Origin of the sequence: Streptococcus alactolyticus (assembly GCF_042649785.1) — a bacterium.
GTDB classification, from domain to species: Bacteria; Bacillota; Bacilli; order Lactobacillales; family Streptococcaceae; genus Streptococcus; species Streptococcus alactolyticus.
This window is the reverse complement of sequence record NZ_JBHRZX010000006.1, coordinates 64,977-80,194: the sequence shown is the minus strand read 5'-3', so window position 1 is coordinate 80,194 and position 15,218 is coordinate 64,977. Positions and strand designations below refer to the sequence as shown.

Below are 15,218 nucleotides of genomic sequence, written 5' to 3'. Positions count from 1 at the left end.
TTTCTGAAAAGGAAATCTCATGAAACCAATCTCCCTTCTTTTTCAAAAAAATAAAACCGCTGCTACTTGGCTTCTCCTTATCTGCCTCTGCCTACTTTTTGGGCTGGGCTGGTATGGAGAGCTTCGCTTTGGTGCCATCACCTATTCCAATAGCCAGCTCGTTCAAGTGCTCAAGCACCCTTTGACGGATTCGCCAGTGCAAGATGTCATTATTGATTTACGCTTACCAAGAACGCTGGCTGCTATTTTGGTTGGTGCTGCCATGGCGCAAGCTGGGGCAATCATGCAGGGCATCACACGCAATCCCATTGCTGACCCTGGGCTTTTGGGTATCAATGCCGGTGCTGGATTGGCACTGATTGCGGGCTATGCATTTTTGGGGAGTATGCATTATAGCGTGATGTTGGTGCTTTGCCTATTAGGAGCTATTGTAGCGGCACTTTTGGTTTTTGGCTTGGCTTATCGTCCTAGAAAGGGTTACCAGCAACTGCGATTGATTTTGGCAGGGGCTATGGTTGCTATGCTATTGTCAGCTATCGGACAAGCTTTGACCTTGTATTTTGATTTGTCAAAGGCTGTTATTGGCTGGCAGGCTGGTGGCTTGGCTCAGGTCAATTGGAAAATGCTGGGCATTATCGCTCCTGTCATTGTCCTTGGCTTGATTCTAGCCCAAATATTCGCCCATCAATTGACCATTTTAAGCCTTGACGAAACCGTTGCTAAATCTTTAGGGCAAGAAACTTTCTCCATGACCGTGACTTTTCTTGGTATTGTGGTGATTTTGTCTGCTGCTGCAGTTGCCTTGGTGGGAAGTCTTGCTTTCGTAGGCCTTATCATTCCGCATTTTATAAAACTGTTTGTGGCAAAAGATTACCGCCTCATTCTGCCCTTAACAGCTTTTGCAGGTAGCACATTTATGCTGTGGGTGGATTTGGTGAGTCGCGTTATGAATCCACCTGCTGAAACGCCACTCAGCGCTATCATCAGCATCATCGGCTTGCCTTGCTTTTTATGGTTGGTTAGAAAAGGAGAACAAGCATGACTGCAAAACGACCTACTGCTCGTCATTTTATCTTGTTAAGCGTCTTGCTCGTCCTAGCCTTCCTCCTATCTTTGTCGCTTGGGTATGCGCATTCGTCCTTTGGCGACGTCCTCCAAGTCTTTTTAGGGCAGGCCGATCCAACCACTTCACTCATCGTTTTAGACATCCGTTTGCCACGTATTTTGGCTTGTTTGCTGGGAGGTGCCTCGCTGGCTTTGGCAGGGGTATTATTGCAAACGCTGACGCGAAATCCCTTGGCAGACTCAGGTATTTTGGGCATCAATACAGGCGCTGGGCTGGTCATTGCTCTGATGATTGGATTGTTAGACACGAGTCATCCACTGGTTATTGCACTTATGCCATGCTTTGCCATGCTAGGCGGGATGCTAACCATTTGCATCGTTTATCTCGTATCTTATCGGAAAAATCAGCCCATCAATCCAACACGCCTTATTATTGCAGGGGTGGGGATTTCCAGTCTGCTGTCTGGTGTGATGGTGGCTGTCATGGACCAACTTGACCCAAATGAAACGGACTACATCGTTTCTTGGTTAAGCGGGAAGGTGACTGGCGGCAATTGGCAAACGCTGACAATTTTGGCGCCGCTGCTCATTCTCATCTGGCTGGCAACTTACAGCCGTAGTTACGCTTTAAACATCATGACCCTAAACGAAGAAAGCGCACTAGCTTTGGGATTACATCTGAAACGAGAACGCTTCTATATTCTCGTATTAGCCACAGCCTTATCTGCCATTAGCGTGGTACTCGTTGGCAATATCACCTTTGTTGGCTTACTGGCTGGACACATCACGCGCCGCTTTCTAGGCAGCGACCACCGCGTTAGCCTACCTGCCATCATGATAATGGGAATGCTATTGCTCCTAATCGCCGATACCCTTGGCCGTATTTTCTTAGTTGGAACAGGCATTCCCACAGGCATCGTCGTTGCCATCATCGGAGCGCCTTATTTCCTCTACCTCATGTCAAAAACAGCATAAAATCCCTAAACCATCTCGGTCTAGGGATTTTCTTTAGGCTTTGCTAATCAATAGAAGATTTTCCGTGTCAAAAAGCATCTTTAAGACATATTTGCCTTGGTCATTTTTGTGAATGTAACCCAATAACTCCAAGGCTGTGACAAAAATATCAGGGCGTTTTTGGGCCACCTCGTCCTTGCGTGCAAATTTTAAGAGAAATGTTGTCATGTATTTCAAGGCATACTGAGGATTGACATCCCCTAACAAATCATAGAGCGGCTTTTGGGCAGCTGAAAGAGGCAAATTCTCATCCAGCTTGAAAAAGTAATTGGCCAAGGTCAAGTCATCTCGTGCAATACCTGTTTCTTCTCGCACAACCAAGTCGTTGGTTGTATTGGCTAGTTCGGTTTCAAAACGCAGCGCCATAAGCTCAGCAAAAACCTCGCTTTGGTCATCCACAAAAACCTGACTATCTAAGCTCACACAAGCCACATCCTCTAACAAGTCCAAACCAATCGTGTAGCGTTTATTTTCACGGATAATGTACCCTGCCTGAATGTACTCCTCCAACAAACGGTCAATTTTGGTCACCTCGGGAAATGCCGCCTTTATCTGACGCAAGGTCACATCATCGTGCTGGTACAAAAAAGCTACCAAGTCTTTAAAAAAAGCTTGTCGAGTCCATTTATCTGGATTAAATATACGAATCATATCAATTCTCCTACATAGTGTAATAGCTTAGACTGTGCTAATTGGCTGGGATTGGTCCCAGGTTGATTGAATGGCACAGCAAGCCCAAGTTTATCATAATAAGCCTGCCAAAAAGGGGAAATCTCTTGATTGCCATCACCAAACTGCATGGGGATAGGGGGAAAAATAGGCAGAATACTAGCAATATATTGTGAGCAATAATAAGCATCATTGTCGGGGTAAAAGCTGTCATTGTAAGGCTTTCCGAGTAAATTTTCCGCAGCCCTAAAGACCTTTTCCACGTTTATTTGCGGATAGCGATAGACGGCAATTGCCTGCGAATGACTGGCTAAAAAAGCCGCCAAATCTTCCTTAATCACGCCCTTATCTCTCGTGGCATGGTAAATCATGTGGTCAAAATAAATGGCAACATGGCTATACTTTCCTGTTGCCTCTTGAATAGCTTGTGACAGGTCGGACGCATCCTTCACAAAAAGCAAATCCCCCGCCTGCAATTCCTGAATAGTCATAGCCTTATTATAACAAAAAACCAGCCTGACGGCTGTAAAACTTTCTCACTTAAACCGAAACATTGTAGCACGCTCTAGTGATATGCTATAATGCCAGTATGAAAATATTAATTCCTAACGCCAAAGAATTACATACCAACCAAGATGCTTTTCCAAGTCAAAACCTAACTCCTATGAGTCAAACAGTTCTCAAAATCATACGCGAATACGCTGTTGATGACTTGGCCAACTTTTACAAAATTAATTCCAACAAGGCTGACCAAGAATGGCTGCGCTGGAAACGTCTTGCTGACGGGGAAGCCAAAACCTACCACGCATGGCTATTATATGACGGTCTCATGTATCGGTATATGAAACGAACTCAGGTAACCGAATCGGAGCGACATTATCTTGATAACCACCTTCGTATCGCTACTGCCTTATACGGCTTAATCAGTCCCATGACGTTAATCGCACCACATCGCCTTGATTTTCAAGGAAATCTCAAGATTGACAACACATCATTAAAACAATTTTGGAGACAACAATACGACGAAGAAGTCCAAGATGACGAACTCATCATTTCATTACTGTCATCAGAATTTGAGCAAGTTTTCTCTCCAAATATCCGCAAACGCATAGTTAAAATTGTCTTTATGGAAAATAGAAACGGAAAGCCAAAAGTTCATTCAACCATTTCTAAAAAAGGACGTGGTCGTTTGGTCTCACTAATGGCTGAAAAACAAATTGAAACCATTGAGCAAATCAAACACCTAACCTTTGACGGCTTCCAATTCTCACCAGAATTATCCAAAGACCAAACCCTCACCTTTATCCGTGATCAAGAATAACATCCCAAAAATAAAAAGCAAACCAATCAAACCAACGATTCGTTTGCTTTTGTTTTGTTATTCTCTATAATAATATGCTTCTGCAGGAAAGTCAATAAATTGTTGCCCAGCAATCAACCTTGGTTGGGAAGAATCCGAATGATCTCCTTTGGGATTTTTGACACCAGTAGGGTAAACTTCAATAGCAAATCCACCGGGTGCACCGTTAGCTGCACCACATGCTAAGATAACTGTTCCATAAGAACTTTCTCGTGGCGAACTAATATTCATTCCTTCAAGCATTCCTTCATCACTAAATTCAAAAGTTTGCCCCCTACCATTTTTCCATGTTCCAGCTAATGATGTATAATCTCCATTAAGTATCTGGTCAATATTTAAATCACCTGAAGAAGTCTGTTCTGATGCCAAAGGTTGCCAATCCAAAATACTAAAATCAAACTCTTTTTTCCCCTTGATGTCAAAGTAATCCGACAACTCTACATCTCTCCCAATAGGTACATTAGCATTTTTTATTACATCAACACCTCTATTGTCTGCTCTTAGTTGATATTGAGTGTCTTCCATTTGAGTTCCTGTTGACATCCACTTAGCTGTAATAACCGTTCCATCTGTATAAATATTTGCAGCTTCTCTATAACCACCAGCTGACGCAACATAACTTTGTGCCAAATAATCAGCAACACCGTTATTATCATAATAAAGAGCGGCGAATTCAATTGTTCCCGTAGACTCCCAATACCGTCCAGAAAATAGTTCATCCTGTCCATTTCCATCAATATCATAATAAGCATAATGTGTCGCAGGGCTCTCACTGGTATCATTTCTAAGTTTCTCTAGTACAACGTCATAAATACTATTATTACTTGTTACTTCCTCATTACTTTCTGTCTGTGATACAGTTGAACTGCTAGAACTAATCGTCTCACTCGAGTTTGTGTTCCAACTACCACTTACACTTCGACTATCACTCTTTTTAGAACACCCTGACAATAATAAAACCATTATGCCTAGTAAAACAAACTTTTTCATAAACTGACCTTTCCTTAATACTCCTATAAAAATATTACATTATTATTGACGATAATAATAAGCATCACTCGATAAATTATACACACCATTCTGTGTTGGTACAATTCGTGGTTTAGAAGTATCTGAATTGTCACCTTCTGTTTTAAAACCAATCTTAAGTAATGCTATTAAACCTCCCATATAGCCATTACTCATTCCAATATAAGGAACACCATCACTTTCATATCTAAAAGCACCTCCCAAACTTCCTTCGCCCGTCCTTCCGCTTACTGTACTGACAACAGATCCATCTGCTTGAATGACAAGAGTATCACCTCTACCATTAACCCATGTTCCCACTAACGATTCATAATCACCTTTACTGATTGCAGATAAATCAATATCATTTACAGATTGTTGTTCATAATCATATGCTGATTTTATTTGTAGCGCACCCGACCAAACATAACATATTTTTCCATCAACAGATACTTCCCACCAACTTGAAATATCATTATACTTATCACCATTAACGCAATCAGATACTTGGATAATATCACCCTTTCGTCTTGAATCAATAATATCGGAATTTAAGCTTGGTTTAGAACGCAAATTTACCTCATCTGCATTAACAACATATTCTGTTTTATTAGGTTTTCCGTGAAAATAAACCTGTATTGCTGACTGATTTCCTTTTCCTGTTGTCAATACTTTATTTCCTTCATCATTGGTATAGCCATATAATACCTCTGTCGTTTGATCTTCTGAAAATTCAACTGTACCATTAACTCGCTGAATGTCTTCAGAAGAAATATTAATTACAATCTTAATACTCGGCATAACTTCTGTTCGGCTTGGTTCTTCACCATTTACAGTCATATTTCCCGAAGTGATATAGGTTTGGATAGAATCTGGTTCTTCATACTCCTCGATTGTGTACTTTCCTTCCAAAGGATTTCCTTGATTATAAGCCATTAGTTCAGCGCCAGATCTATATAAGATTACTGTTCCATCATTATTCAATGATAATCCGCCAAACATTAATGATGAGGTATTAGATTGAACATAATAATACTTATAGTTTAGGTACCATTCACTATAATCTTTATTCTCTTCCTGCAAGGATACATTACTACTGCTGCTAGAAGTTTGTATTTTTTCGCTACTTTGCGTGGTTGTTTTAGTATCATTTGATTCCTGATGACATCCTACTAATAATAGGCAAGAAAAAAATAAAACAAACTTTTTCATAATAATCCCTCATTTTTCTTTCGTTTTGTACTCATTGTATCATAACAAATGCTCTTCTGAATGGATTATAATAACTTTTTAGAAATAACAAAATCACTAGACTAGACAAACTTAGAAAAAAAGTGAGATACAATAATTATCTCACTTTAGTTTTAATATAAAATTCTAAGATTTTTAGACGACTCACGTCACCTTTTTATTATCCCTTATTAATTAAGCGTTGAAGCTTTCTGTTAATTGTGGGACAACTTGTTTTTTACGTGAAACAGCACCTGCAAGGAATGCGTGGTTATTTTCAAGTTTGAAGTTGAAGGCAGCTTCAACTTTGCCAATGTTTGAACCAAGTGCCAAGATTTCTGAGTTTGAGTTAAGAATATCAGTAATCATAAGTACAAAGTCAGAGTAACCATTTGCAGTATTTGCTGCTGTAATAGCTGCTTCGATTTCTGCTTGGCGTTCAAGAACTTCGTTAATATCAACTGTGTTAACTTGTGCTACACGAACTTGGTTTCCATTAAGTTCAAATGTTTTGGCGTCAATGTCAATCAATTCTTCAGCAGATTTTGTTGCCAAGTTTGTACCAGCTTTAAGCAAAGCCAAACCATATTCTTCAAGGTTTACACCTGCGATTTCTGCCAAGTCAGCAGCAACAGCTGGGTCTGTGGCATGAGTTGTTGGTGATTTAAGAAGAAGGGTATCTGAAATCAAACCAGACAAAAGCAAACCAGCCATTTCTTTAGGAATAACAACGTTATTTTCTTTGTATAGGCGGTAAACGATTGATGAAGCTGAACCAACTGGTTCTAAACGCATGTAAAGTGGGTTAGCTGTTTCAAAATTTGCAACACGGTGGTGATCAACAACTTCGATAACTTCAACGTCACGAATATCAGAGATTGATTGTTGGAATTCGTTGTGGTCTGTCAAAATAACTTGGTCAGCCCCTTCAGCTTTTGCAGATTCCACAACGCGTGGTGCTTCTACGCCAAAGTAGTCTAAAGCAAAAGCAGTTTCTTCATTTGGAGTGCCTAGGGCAACACCTTCAGCATCAACACCAAGTTCACGTTTCAAATATGCATAAGCAACTGATGAACCGATAGCATCAGAGTCTGGATTTTGGTGACCAAAAACTAAAATTTTAGACATGTTTTCTACCTCATCATTATTATTTTACTTCTCTCTCATTTTAGCAAAAAAAGGCAAAAAAGGCTATATGCGAGGCGTAATACTTTCAACTTCCTAGAAGGTTGCAACAAAAGAAAAAACTCCTAGGTCAGTAATTCTCTGACTATAGAAGTTCTTAGTTTTCCTCTGTGTCCTCTTTGGAAGTTGGTGCTTGTTCTTCAGAAGCTGAAGCGTCATCGGTAGCTTTAGTTTCTGTTTGTTTGGTTTTTTCTTGTGCCAAAGCCAAACGCAACAAACGTTCTTCTTCCTCGCGGTTTTCACGATTTTGTGTGGCTTTCTTTTCCTTACGGTAAGCCATGTAGCGTCGGCTGTTATCCACCAAATGCAAACTCCGAACGCCCTTGACCAATAACCACCATACAAAAACGATAAGCGATTCTAGCAGCAGCAAAAACTCAATCAAAATGACGCCAATTAAACTCCACGCCATAAAGAGAGTTACGAGCAACTGCGAAAAGATTTTCTTGAGATTGCCCAAATCATTATTGTGGATGGCTAGGGTTTCTAAAAAGAGGTTCAAAATGCCCTGTAAAAGAGCTGATTTGGTCGAAGCCTCGTCATCCACAACCTCATCTGTGGCTTTTTGGCTAGGCAAAACCACTACGATATCTCCATCTTGAATATAATCAACCGTATCACCCAATTTAATATCAAAATCAAATAAATCACGCGCCACTTTTTTAATCTTACCATCTTGAATCAGGTAAACAAAGGCCTCATCAAATTTTAAAACTTTGTAACTATTCATGCTTTTTTCACCTTATGCTATAACTTATCAAAGTTTTGAGGCAATGTCAATATCTCATTGGTGGATGCGTTTCATGTACTCGGTATAAGATTCGGTGTGCATCAATTCTTTGGCATTTTGGACGCGTTCCTTGGTTGGCGGTTTGACGCCTTCAAGGGTATAAGGAATCCCCAATTCACGCCACTTAAACTCACCCAAGGTATGATAAGGCAAGATTTCAAACTTATCCACATTTTTCAGCGTCGCGACAAATTTTCCTAGCTCAATCAAATCCTCATCAAAATCCGTCAAGCCAGGTACTAGCACATGGCGAATCCACACTGGCACTCCCTTGTCAGACAAGTAGCGTGCGAAGGCTAAAATATTAGTGTTAGGTTGACGCGTCACCACGATGTGTTGTTTGGGATTGATTTCCTTCAAATCCAACAAGACCAAATCTGTCACTGCTAACAACTTATCCACAACCTCGTGGTATTCTGGCGTATCGCGAAAACTAAATCCACACGTATCCAAGGTACAATGAATCCCCATAGCTTTAGCCTTGGTAAAGAGAGCCGTCACAAAATCAATTTGCAACATAGCCTCACCACCAGAAACAGTAATCCCTCCATTTTTCCCCCAATAATGGCGGTAACGAAGGGCTTCTTCTAACACATCATCAACCGTGCGTTCTCTTGATTTGTTGGTTTCCATTGCCCAGGTATCAGGGTTGTGGCAATACTGGCAGCGCATCTTGCAGCCCTGCATGAAAATCACAAATCGAACCCCTGGCCCATCAACAGAACCGAAACTCTCTGTGGAATGCACCATTCCTGTTACTTTACCATAATCTATTTCTGTCATTGTCATTTCCTTTGTAACCGTTTTTCTAATATTATTATAGCATTTTCATAAGAAAAAAGACTAAGGTTTAGCTTAGTCTTCTTCAATACTCTGTTCTATATCAGAAAAGACAACCTTCAATTTCGTGACACGGCCATCTTTCACTTTATCGTTGGTAATAGCAATATGTTTTTCTTTGGTGTCGATTTCAAAGGTTTCACGACTCTCTTGGGTTGGGATATTGCCCACACCTGTCAGGTAGAAACCAGCAATGGTATCCACATCATCGCTTTCTAGCTGCACATCAAAATAATCGTTAAACTCGTTTAGAGTCATTGTCCCAAGAACAATATAGGTATTGTCACCAATTTCGCGAACAAATTGTTCAGCCATATCGGTTTCATCATCGATTTCACCGACAATTTCTTCAAGAAGGTCTTCTAAGGTGACCAAACCAGAAACCCCACCGTACTCATCTAGCAAGATAGCCATTCGATTTTGGGTATTACGCAATTGACGCAACAAATCATCCACAAAGATAGTTTCTGGAACAAACAAAGGTTCTTGTAAAATCTTACGCAAATCCACTTTGTCAAATCCATCGCAAAAACCAGCAGCTAACAAACGTTTGGTATGCAAGATACCGATAATCTTGTCCTTATCGTCGTCATAGACTGGGATACGTGAAAAGTTTTGTTTCAGAATTTCTTGAATATTGTCTTGGGTATCGTCGTTAATGTCAATCATGAAGGAGTCGGTACGGGGCACCATCACTTCACGCGCCATCAATTCATCCAAAGAGAAAACACCTTGGAGCATCTCAATTTCTTCTGCGCCTAACGTTTCTTCACTATTAGACAACATATAAGCAATCTCATCACGGGTCATCTTCTCATCTGCATCGTCAAATTGCATTGGAGTCAGACGCGACAAGAGATTGGTTGATGCTGAGAGTAGCCAAACAAACGGACTTACAATTTTTCCTATTAAGATAATGACTGGGGCAGAAACAACCGCTAAATTTTCCTTGAGGTTGAGGGCAATTCGTTTAGGGTAAAGCTCACCAAGAACAATGGAAATATAGGTCAAAAAGACAAGTGAAATCACACTACCTGCCGTTTGGGCCCAAACAAAATTACCAAACCAAGACGCAATCACACTTCCTAGAGAAGCTGACAAGCTCGCACCTTGGAGCAGACCAATAAAGGTAATACCAACTTGGATGGTTGATAAGAAATTGTTGGGATTGTCCAGAACAGACAATAATCTTGTATATCTCCGGTCGCCTTCTGCTGTTTTTTGCTCAACACGGGAACGGTTTAGGGAAACTAAAGCCATCTCAGAAGCTGAGAAAAAGGCATTTAGGAGCGTCAAAATCAATAATAAAACAAATTGTAACGCTAAGTTCTGACTGGGGTCTTCCATATTACATGTACTCCTGTTCTTCAAAAACTAATATGAATAAATCACTGCATCAAAATAATACAGTGATTATATTATAACATATTTTATTTTTTATGTAATCATTACTGAATAATAACGTGATTATAAGGTTCGGCTAGGTCATCTTTGAGGGAATAACTTTCAAGTTTGTTAACATTGCGGCGTAAAAAGGTCGCATAACTTGGGGTAATGTCCCCACGGCTTTCGTACTCCGCAATGACTTTTCGCTCCAAATAATAGCCACGCAACATTTCATCAATATTGTCTGAGCGCATATGGGCGATAACACGTTCGACAAAAACACCTGTTTCGATGATTTCGACTTCCTGCAAGCGAGAGCGTTTCATAAAGGCAATCAAATCGCTGTTGTAAACCCCTTCCAAATCTTGCAGACCTTCTAGCACCAATTCGGTATTGCTGAGGTAGAGTTCAGTCAGGCGTTCTCGATTTTCTTCGGTCAAGCGAATTTCTCTTGGCTGCCCTGACAAGAAACGACGCAAGGTCGGCCACAAGCTCAAACTTTCCCGAATCAAACGGCGAATGCCTCGCATGCTAATGGTAAAGAAATACGTAAAGGTCGAGATGAAACCACGGTTGATTTGACGTTCTAGATTTTGCAAATAACGTTGGTACAAGCGGTATTCCACCAACTCAATGCGGCCTTCTGAAAAGGCATGTTCCAAACCGTCACTTTCAATTCCTAAAATCATCAAACGCAAATACACCAATTCCCGTTTGACACTCGTGGGTTCTTGTTCCAAAACCAAGTGCTTGATACGGCTATTGTAATTGTCAATAGCGGCATACAGGGCTCCTTTGTCTTCGTCTTTAGTGTTTTTCAAATCATCTTCCAAGGTTTGCACCACCTCGTGCAAAATGGCGATTTGCGTGAGGTAATCGGTCTTTTCTTCACCATCTGAACTCTGAGCAAGATAAGGTAAAACCACCAAGCCCGTCACAAAACTCAATAAGGTAACCGCTGCTACGGTAAACAAAATCAAACTGTAAGCATAAGCGTTGAATTGTGGCAAAAGCAAAATGGTCGCCATAGATACCGTTCCTTTAACACCTGAAAAGGTCAAAAGGAGAATTTCTCTGATTGCTGCTCTTAGCGAACGCACCATGGTACGGTAATGAAAAGCATAGTAAAGGCTAATCATCACAAAACGCACTAAAAAGAGCAAGACCGTCACCGTCAAAACGATAGCCAGCAAACGGTAATTGTTGACTAGAGGATTGACCAAGGCTGGCTCAACGATGCGGGTTAATTCGTAACCAAAGACCGTAAAAACCAAGCCGTTTAGCATAAAGCTGACTGTTTCCCAAATAATCTGACTAACGCGGTCCAACTCAACATCAAATAGCCGAATGCGTTTGAAACGGCGGGCTTGAGATAACCCCGCAATAACCACGGCGATGATACCTGACACCCCAAAAAGACTGGCAACAAAATAAGACACAATTGGCAGGGATAATTCTAGCAACAGCGCCCCTGTCACGTCTGCAATATCAATCTTTTCAAGGAAAGACAAAACACCACGGTTTAGCAAGGCAAATAAGATACCGACTAAAATACCGCCGATAATAGCCCAAAAGAGGCTAAAACTCGCCGTAAGCAACGAAAAGGTTCCCGTCATCAAAGCCGCAACGGCAAATTCAAAGGAAATCAAACCGCTGGCGTCATTTAAGAGCCCTTCTAGGGTCAGGATAGACTCCACTCGTTTGGGAAATTTAAACCGTTTGGCAATGGAAAGAAAGGCGACGGCATCTGTTGGGGCTAAAGCAGCTCCCAAGGCAAAACTAGCTGCCAAGGGAATATCAACTGGCAATAATTTTCCAGTCACATAACCAACGGTCAACATGGTGATAAACACCGTTGGCAAAATCAAATAAGCCACGATGGACTTGTATTTGACAAAGGTCATGACATCACTTTCTTGCCCCTCACAAAAGTTCAGCGGACCAATAACCAAAGCCAAAAACAGCTCCGAATTGAGTGTTAATGTGCTTTCTCTAGCTAAAACACCCACCAAAATTCCCAAGACAATCTGAATAAAAGGCAAGGGAATTTTAGGGTATAGACGATTGATGATATTAGATACAATCAGCATTAAGAAAAATGCGATAAGTAAGATAGAACTCTCGATAACCATCACCTCTGATTCTTATTTTTGCAAACAATTCACCATAAATTGTTCCTTTTGTTTGGCAATTTTTTGGTCAATTCGTGTGACATCTCTGCCCTCTCTCAAGCAAATGCAGCGCTCTTTTTCCAAGTTTGCCAATCTTCTTTTGATAAGCAAAACACGGTCGCTCACTTCTTCTAAAGTGTAAACGGTTGGCGTTTCTGTTTCCAAGTATTTTTGGTGCATACGCTGAATGGTTTCATGAACCGTTAGGGGGTGCATAAATTAGTCCTCTTTCACTTTCTTTAATTTTTCAATCATCACAAGAAAAGGTGGTTGATTGATTTGATTTAATGGTTGGTACAACATCGCTGTAAAGAGCCTTTGGTCAAGGTTTTGCACAAAGTGCAACACAGCATCTTTTTCTTGGTCACCGCCCTCATGTCCATAATAAATCATGATGGCTAGGCGACCGCCAACTTCGAGCTGGGCCAAGATTTTCTCAATAGCCACAAGGGTTGTGTCGGGCTTTGTAACCACTGTTTTATCAGCACTTGGTAAATAACCCAAGTTGAAAATAGCCGCACGGATAGGCTCTGTGACGTACTGGTCCACCTGCTCATGCCCCGCTAAAATCAAGTGGGCATTGCAGATACCTGCTTTTTCCAAACGCTGGGCCGTACTTTTTAGGGCTTGTTCTTGAATATCAAAAGCATAAACGTTTTTTGACAAGCCAGCCAAAAAGGCTGTGTCATTGCCATTTCCCATGGTTGCATCCACAGCAATGGCTTCTTTATCTAAAACTTCCGCCAAAAAGGCATGTGACACCTGCAAAGGACGTTTTATCATACAGACACCTCTTGATTTTCTAGCTTGCAGCCTTGATAACTGCCTCGGCGCTCCATTTCTTCGTCAATGGCGTTTAAAACTTCCCATTTTTTAAGGCTCCACATTGGCCCAATAAGCATATCGCGCGGGGCATCACCCGTAATTCGGTGAATGATGATAGATTTTGGAATGATTTCCAACTGATTGCAAATGATTTGGACATATTCGTCCATTGAGAGCAATTTCAGACGCCCTTCGTGATAATCGCGTTGCATTCTGGTATTGGTCATGAGATGCAATAAATGCAGTTTAATGCCGTCAATATCGTTATCCGTCACGCAACGTCTGACATTTTCCAGCATCATCTCAGGCGTTTCCCCTGGCAAGCCATTGATTAAATGCGACACGATTTCCACCTTGGGAGCTTGTTGGTGTAGGCGTTTGACCGTTTCCACGTACAATTGGTAAGTGTGGGCTCGGTTGATGAGCTGGGACGTTTTTTCATAAGTGGTCTGTAAGCCTAGCTCAACAGTCACATGCATGCGCTCAGACAATTCCGCCAAATAAGCAATGGTTTCATCTGGCAAACAATCTGGACGAGTCCCAATGTTAATACCGACCACGCCAGGTTCATTGATGGCTTGCTCGTAACGCTCTCGAATCACTTCAACCCTATCATGGGTGTTGGTGAAATTTTGAAAATACACCAAATATTTCTGAACGCTGGGCCATTTACGATGCATAAAATCAATTTCTTTATAAAATTGGTCGCGAATCGGTGCCTCAGGGGCAACGATGGCATCACCTGAACCCGATACCGTACAAAAAGTACACCCACCGTGGGCTACCGTTCCATCACGGTTGGGACAATCAAAGCCCGCATCAATGGGAACTTTGAAAATCTTCTCCCCAAAAAGCTGACGATAATAATCATTTAATGTATTATAACGTTTTTTCATAGCACCTATTATAACATTTTACAAAAAACAAACAAACTCTTATTGCTTACTTTAATTCATCGAAAAAAGACCCAAAAGGTCTTTCCATCTTATGATGTTTTTTAATCTTGTTTGCCTTGGAAACGCCATTCAAATCGTTTTTCGGCATAAAAAGGATAGACGAATAAAACGATAGTAAAGGCTAAGAGCCAGCCACCCAAGATATCTGATGGGTAGTGTACCCCTAGATAAATGCGTGACAAGGCAGTGGCAAAAGCCAAGGCGATGAATAGCACTTGCAAGCAACGTTTAGCAAAGGTCTGTGTTAGGTGTTGGTTGACAATAACGACCAAGCTAAGGGCAACAACCATGGTTGCTGCTGCGTGCCAACTTGGGAATGAAGCTCCCATTGGCTTGGCAATAAGATAAGGAATATCTGGACGTGGGCGGTTGTAAAGGTATTTAAAACCTGTTGATAAAACGCCCATCAACAAGAGGTTACCAACCAATAAGAAAGCTTCCATCTTCCATTTCTTCCAAACATAAAAGAGAGAAGCGAGGGCAAAAACATAGATAAAGATATAGATTTCATGCCCAAAGTTGGTAATGATTTTGAAAAATGCGATCCAGTGCCGAGGCAAATCCGCACGCAAAGCGATTTGAATATCAGCATCAATACGGACTAAATCTGCTGGGTAAAATTTCACCAAGTAGCCTAGCATCATGAAAAGGACTAATGCAAATGAGCCACCTAGAAAATAAGATTGTTTATGTTTCATCATAAGAGTCATTATACCACA

The 15,218-nt window shown here is 41.1% G+C and carries 16 protein-coding genes; 3 read left to right on the top strand and 13 right to left on the bottom strand.

Annotation, left to right across the window (positions count from 1 at the left end; translation table 11 throughout):
• Nucleotides 1–19: 19 nt before the first annotated feature.
• Together ACFORE_RS01595 and ACFORE_RS01590 are read left to right on the top strand one after the other, a co-directional pair.
• Nucleotides 20–1,042, top strand: a complete 1,023-nt coding sequence (locus tag ACFORE_RS01595) for a FecCD family ABC transporter permease (protein ID WP_154454551.1) — start codon at nt 20–22, stop codon at nt 1,040–1,042.
• Nucleotides 1,039–2,040, top strand: coding sequence for a FecCD family ABC transporter permease (locus ACFORE_RS01590; RefSeq protein ID WP_154454550.1), 1,002 nt, complete (start codon nt 1,039–1,041; stop codon nt 2,038–2,040). Before ACFORE_RS01595 ends, ACFORE_RS01590 begins: the two co-directional genes overlap by 4 nt.
• Before the next feature lie 33 nt (nt 2,041–2,073).
• On the opposite strand, the gene ACFORE_RS01585 is transcribed toward ACFORE_RS01590, so the two are convergent.
• Together ACFORE_RS01585 and ACFORE_RS01580 are read right to left on the bottom strand one after the other, a co-directional pair.
• Nucleotides 2,074–2,730 carry a DUF1803 domain-containing protein gene (locus tag ACFORE_RS01585; RefSeq protein ID WP_154454549.1) on the bottom strand — a complete coding sequence of 219 codons (657 nt, stop codon included), beginning with the start codon at nt 2,728–2,730 and terminating at the stop codon, nt 2,074–2,076.
• Nucleotides 2,727–3,239 carry a YiiX/YebB-like N1pC/P60 family cysteine hydrolase gene (locus ACFORE_RS01580; protein WP_154454548.1) on the bottom strand — a complete coding sequence of 171 codons (513 nt, stop codon included), beginning with the start codon at nt 3,237–3,239 and terminating at the stop codon, nt 2,727–2,729. Before ACFORE_RS01580 ends, ACFORE_RS01585 begins: the two co-directional genes overlap by 4 nt.
• 98 nt (nt 3,240–3,337) lie before the next feature.
• On the opposite strand from ACFORE_RS01580, the gene yaaA reads away from it, so the two are divergent.
• Entirely contained in the window at nt 3,338–4,069 is a 732-nt protein-coding gene (gene yaaA / locus ACFORE_RS01575; RefSeq protein WP_235280825.1) for a peroxide stress protein YaaA, read from the top strand.
• 57 nt (nt 4,070–4,126) lie between these two features.
• Here yaaA and ACFORE_RS01570 read toward each other — a convergent pair whose 3' ends face one another.
• The 11 genes from ACFORE_RS01570 to ACFORE_RS01520 all read right to left on the bottom strand — a co-directional run bounded on the left by ACFORE_RS01570 (nt 4,127) and on the right by ACFORE_RS01520 (nt 15,197).
• A complete protein-coding gene (locus ACFORE_RS01570; protein WP_154454546.1) occupies nt 4,127–5,098 on the bottom strand; it encodes a DUF6287 domain-containing protein in 972 nt (323 codons plus the stop codon).
• A gap of 42 nt (nt 5,099–5,140) precedes the next feature.
• Nucleotides 5,141–6,328, bottom strand: a complete 1,188-nt coding sequence (locus ACFORE_RS01565; RefSeq protein WP_235300283.1) for a DUF6287 domain-containing protein — start codon at nt 6,326–6,328, stop codon at nt 5,141–5,143.
• Between the two features lie 213 nt (nt 6,329–6,541).
• Nucleotides 6,542–7,474, bottom strand: a complete 933-nt coding sequence (locus tag ACFORE_RS01560) for a manganese-dependent inorganic pyrophosphatase (protein ID WP_154454545.1) — start codon at nt 7,472–7,474, stop codon at nt 6,542–6,544.
• 154 nt (nt 7,475–7,628) lie between these two features.
• Entirely contained in the window at nt 7,629–8,261 is a 633-nt protein-coding gene (locus ACFORE_RS01555) for a hypothetical protein (RefSeq protein WP_154454544.1), read from the bottom strand.
• Between the two features lie 54 nt (nt 8,262–8,315).
• Complete coding sequence (pflA, locus tag ACFORE_RS01550) at nt 8,316–9,110, bottom strand: pyruvate formate-lyase-activating protein (RefSeq protein ID WP_206148149.1); 795 nt, start codon at nt 9,108–9,110, stop codon at nt 8,316–8,318.
• Nucleotides 9,111–9,176: 66 nt separating this feature from the next.
• Nucleotides 9,177–10,508, bottom strand: a complete 1,332-nt coding sequence (locus tag ACFORE_RS01545; protein ID WP_154454542.1) for a hemolysin family protein — start codon at nt 10,506–10,508, stop codon at nt 9,177–9,179.
• Between the two features lie 101 nt (nt 10,509–10,609).
• The gene (locus ACFORE_RS01540) at nt 10,610–12,673 is read right to left on the bottom strand and encodes a cation:proton antiporter (protein ID WP_380434925.1); all 2,064 of its coding nucleotides are present in this window, start codon (nt 12,671–12,673) and stop codon (nt 10,610–10,612) included.
• A gap of 18 nt (nt 12,674–12,691) precedes the next feature.
• Nucleotides 12,692–12,934, bottom strand: a complete 243-nt coding sequence (locus ACFORE_RS01535; RefSeq protein ID WP_154454541.1) for a hypothetical protein — start codon at nt 12,932–12,934, stop codon at nt 12,692–12,694.
• 3 nt (nt 12,935–12,937) lie between these two features.
• Nucleotides 12,938–13,501, bottom strand: coding sequence for a tRNA 5-(aminomethyl)-2-thiouridylate-methyltransferase MnmM (gene mnmM, locus ACFORE_RS01530; protein WP_154454540.1), 564 nt, complete (start codon nt 13,499–13,501; stop codon nt 12,938–12,940).
• Entirely contained in the window at nt 13,498–14,439 is a 942-nt protein-coding gene (gene mnmL / locus ACFORE_RS01525; protein ID WP_154454539.1) for a tRNA modification radical SAM protein MnmL/YtqA, read from the bottom strand. Before mnmL ends, mnmM begins: the two co-directional genes overlap by 4 nt.
• Nucleotides 14,440–14,540: 101 nt before the next feature.
• Nucleotides 14,541–15,197: a phosphatase PAP2 family protein gene (locus ACFORE_RS01520; protein WP_154454586.1), complete on the bottom strand. Its 657-nt coding sequence runs from the start codon at nt 15,195–15,197 to the stop codon at nt 14,541–14,543.
• Nucleotides 15,198–15,218 lie beyond the last annotated feature (21 nt).

Coding starts and splice junctions, on each gene's coding strand:
- ACFORE_RS01595 (WP_154454551.1), top strand. CDS start 20: ATGAAACCAATCTCCCTTCTTTTTCAAAAAAATAAAACCGCTGCTACT.
- ACFORE_RS01590 (WP_154454550.1), top strand. CDS start 1,039: ATGACTGCAAAACGACCTACTGCTCGTCATTTTATCTTGTTAAGCGTC.
- ACFORE_RS01585 (WP_154454549.1), bottom strand. CDS start 2,730: ATGATTCGTATATTTAATCCAGATAAATGGACTCGACAAGCTTTTTTT.
- ACFORE_RS01580 (WP_154454548.1), bottom strand. CDS start 3,239: ATGACTATTCAGGAATTGCAGGCGGGGGATTTGCTTTTTGTGAAGGAT.
- yaaA (WP_235280825.1), top strand. CDS start 3,338: ATGAAAATATTAATTCCTAACGCCAAAGAATTACATACCAACCAAGAT.
- ACFORE_RS01570 (WP_154454546.1), bottom strand. CDS start 5,098: ATGAAAAAGTTTGTTTTACTAGGCATAATGGTTTTATTATTGTCAGGG.
- ACFORE_RS01565 (WP_235300283.1), bottom strand. CDS start 6,328: ATGAAAAAGTTTGTTTTATTTTTTTCTTGCCTATTATTAGTAGGATGT.
- ACFORE_RS01560 (WP_154454545.1), bottom strand. CDS start 7,474: ATGTCTAAAATTTTAGTTTTTGGTCACCAAAATCCAGACTCTGATGCT.
- ACFORE_RS01555 (WP_154454544.1), bottom strand. CDS start 8,261: ATGAATAGTTACAAAGTTTTAAAATTTGATGAGGCCTTTGTTTACCTG.
- pflA (WP_206148149.1), bottom strand. CDS start 9,110: ATGACAATGACAGAAATAGATTATGGTAAAGTAACAGGAATGGTGCAT.
- ACFORE_RS01545 (WP_154454542.1), bottom strand. CDS start 10,508: ATGGAAGACCCCAGTCAGAACTTAGCGTTACAATTTGTTTTATTATTG.
- ACFORE_RS01535 (WP_154454541.1), bottom strand. CDS start 12,934: ATGCACCCCCTAACGGTTCATGAAACCATTCAGCGTATGCACCAAAAA.
- mnmM (WP_154454540.1), bottom strand. CDS start 13,501: ATGATAAAACGTCCTTTGCAGGTGTCACATGCCTTTTTGGCGGAAGTT.
- mnmL (WP_154454539.1), bottom strand. CDS start 14,439: ATGAAAAAACGTTATAATACATTAAATGATTATTATCGTCAGCTTTTT.
- ACFORE_RS01520 (WP_154454586.1), bottom strand. CDS start 15,197: ATGAAACATAAACAATCTTATTTTCTAGGTGGCTCATTTGCATTAGTC.